At 42.2% G+C, this 2,295-nt stretch carries 3 protein-coding genes; 2 read left to right on the top strand and 1 reads right to left on the bottom strand.

The annotated features are described in order from the left end of the window. Positions 1-539 precede the first annotated feature (539 nt). Positions 540-1,133 (top strand): Uma2 family endonuclease, encoded by a 594-nt coding sequence (locus tag F6K49_RS42225; protein ID WP_075899291.1) that lies wholly within the window; start codon positions 540-542, stop codon positions 1,131-1,133. Positions 1,134-1,137: 4 nt separating this feature from the next. Further along, complete coding sequence (locus F6K49_RS42230) at positions 1,138-2,007, top strand: Rpn family recombination-promoting nuclease/putative transposase (RefSeq protein WP_293107317.1); 870 nt, start codon at positions 1,138-1,140, stop codon at positions 2,005-2,007. Positions 2,008-2,113: 106 nt separating this feature from the next. On the opposite strand, the gene F6K49_RS42235 is transcribed toward F6K49_RS42230, so the two are convergent. Beyond that, the coding region (locus F6K49_RS42235; RefSeq protein WP_293107321.1) for a hypothetical protein at positions 2,114-2,295 on the bottom strand (182 nt) is incomplete at its 5' end.

Here is a 2,295-nt window from a genome sequence, read left to right on the forward strand (position 1 = left end):
TTCAGCATCAGGCATAAGCCGTTTCAGGGCTTTTAAATGACCTTCCGCATCCGAGCGCTTGCGGAACCGAGCAACAACTACTCGTTGCATTTTAGGCAATAGGCGAACTATCACCCACGGATGAAGGCGTTCAGAATAAGACATAATGAAACTATATCCTTTTCTAGGGGTACTAGAGCCAGCCTTGGACTGTCGAGAACCTGTAGGCTGGCTCTTAACATGGAACGTTTAACCTCCATGTCAATTTTATTATAACATAAAAATAGCCTTTAATTATAACATATTTTTAAAATTTTTGTAACAAATCCGTGGCGGATTGTTTACAGTTATCTCTCTTCGGTCAGATTGGGTATATAGCATTTTTCTTTGAGATGTAAACATAGGATTGATATCAAAAGGAAACAGCGTATCTGGGAACATGGAACAGTATAAAATAGCTCATAATAGTTTTTGATGTTATGAAAAATTAGCAACATTGTTCATGACCTATTGAGAAATGTTATATATTAAAAATAAGCCGATTTTTGATACAAATTGCCATGATTGCTCAACTTGACACTCCCCAAATGTCCCCCCAAGACTATTTAGCTTGGGAAGCAGAGCAACTTGCCCGCTACGGCTATATTGACGGTCAGATCTATGCCATGACTGGGGGCACCATCCCCCATAACCAAGTAGCTGTAAATCTAGTCGCTTTAATCAAACCCCATCTGCGGGGTAAACAATGTAAAACCTTGAGCAGCGATGCCAAAGTTGGGATTACAGAACAAGGTCCTTTTCACTATCCAGACGTATCCGTTACCTGTGATCACAGAGACCGCACTGCCCGGGATTATATTCGTTATCCTTGTCTCATTGTAGAAGTGCTCTCTAGCACCACAGAAGCCTTGGACCGTGGCCAAAAATTTAGACACTATCGCCACATTGAAACATTACGAGAATATGTTTTAATTGATCCCGATCAAATGAGCGTAGAATGCTATCGATTAAACGAAAACCAGAGATGGGAACTGTACCATTATCCTAGTAGCCCTGATCGCCCAGAGGATTGTCAAGTTGAACTTACCAGCATTGAGCTAGCATTTCCCATTAACTTGCTTTACGAAGACATTGACCAACTCGATAACAGCTAAAACGATGAGATTTATCAATCCCAAAACTGACTACGCCTTCAAAAAAATATTTGGTTCCGCTGAAAGTAAAGACATTCTGATTAGTTTTCTCAATGCCTTGATTTATGACGGTAACTCTACCATTGAAGACTTAGAAATCATTAATCCCAACTTACCGCCAAAAGTTGAGGGCTTAAAAGATACTTACCTTGATGTCAAAGCTAAACTGAATGATAGCACCCTGGTCATCATCGAAATGCAAGTTTTAAATGTGCAATCCTTTGGTAAAAGAGTATTGTTCAACGCTGCTAAAACCTACGCCTTTCAACTACAAAAGGGAGAGGGCTACCGCATGCTCAAACCAGTCATTGCTCTAACCCTGACCGATTTTGAAATGTTCGCCAATCGCCATCATTTTACCTCTCGTTTCGTTTATCGAGAAGTATCTGATGGGTCGGTGTATCCCGAAAACGATATCGAACTAGTGTTCGTTGAGTTACCAAAGTTTACCAAAGAACTCCCAGAACTCGAAACCATTACCGATAAATGGATTTACTTTATCAAATCTGCGCGATCGCTTGCCTCCATCCCCGAAAATATGGACAATATTCCGGAATTACAACGAGCCTTTGAAATTGCCAATCAAGCCAATTTAACCCCCACTGAACTTGAAGATTTGGAACGTCGAGAAATGTTTATCTACGATCAGCAGGGAGCAGTTGCTCTTGGTCGGGAAGAAGGTCGGGAAGAAGGTAGGCTGGAAGGGAAAAAAGAAGAACAACGCATGATTGCTCAAAAATTACTCACTGTACTAGATGACGAAGCGATCGCCGCAACAACAGGATTAAGTCTAGAAGTAGTTCGAGAGCTGCGCGAGACAATGAATGAACCATGAATACTAAGTTTTCCCAAACCCTTTGGTCTAATCCAGAGCGAACGCGCCCCGCGTGACCGTAGGTCAATCGCTTTTAGCGTGGCCGTAGGCCAATCGCGTTTTTTCCTCATATCCAAAGATTACCAACTTCGCCAACACCCTCCCATCTTGTGAAGTTAGCCGTGATGAGGCGAAAACTGCGCTCAATTCCCAATACCGATTTCAAGGAAAATGGTATACCCCATGTTCGAAGATCTACTCTCAGCCTTAGAAAGACTAAATAAACTAACCCCCGCCGCCCACCCCTTC

Source organism: Moorena sp. SIO3I6 (assembly GCF_010672095.1).

Bases quoted from the DNA above. Each gene is read 5' to 3' on its own strand.
- F6K49_RS42225 (WP_075899291.1), top strand. From the start codon at position 540: ATGATTGCTCAACTTGACACTCCCCAAATGTCCCCCCAAGACTATTTA.
- F6K49_RS42230 (WP_293107317.1), top strand. From the start codon at position 1,138: ATGAGATTTATCAATCCCAAAACTGACTACGCCTTCAAAAAAATATTT.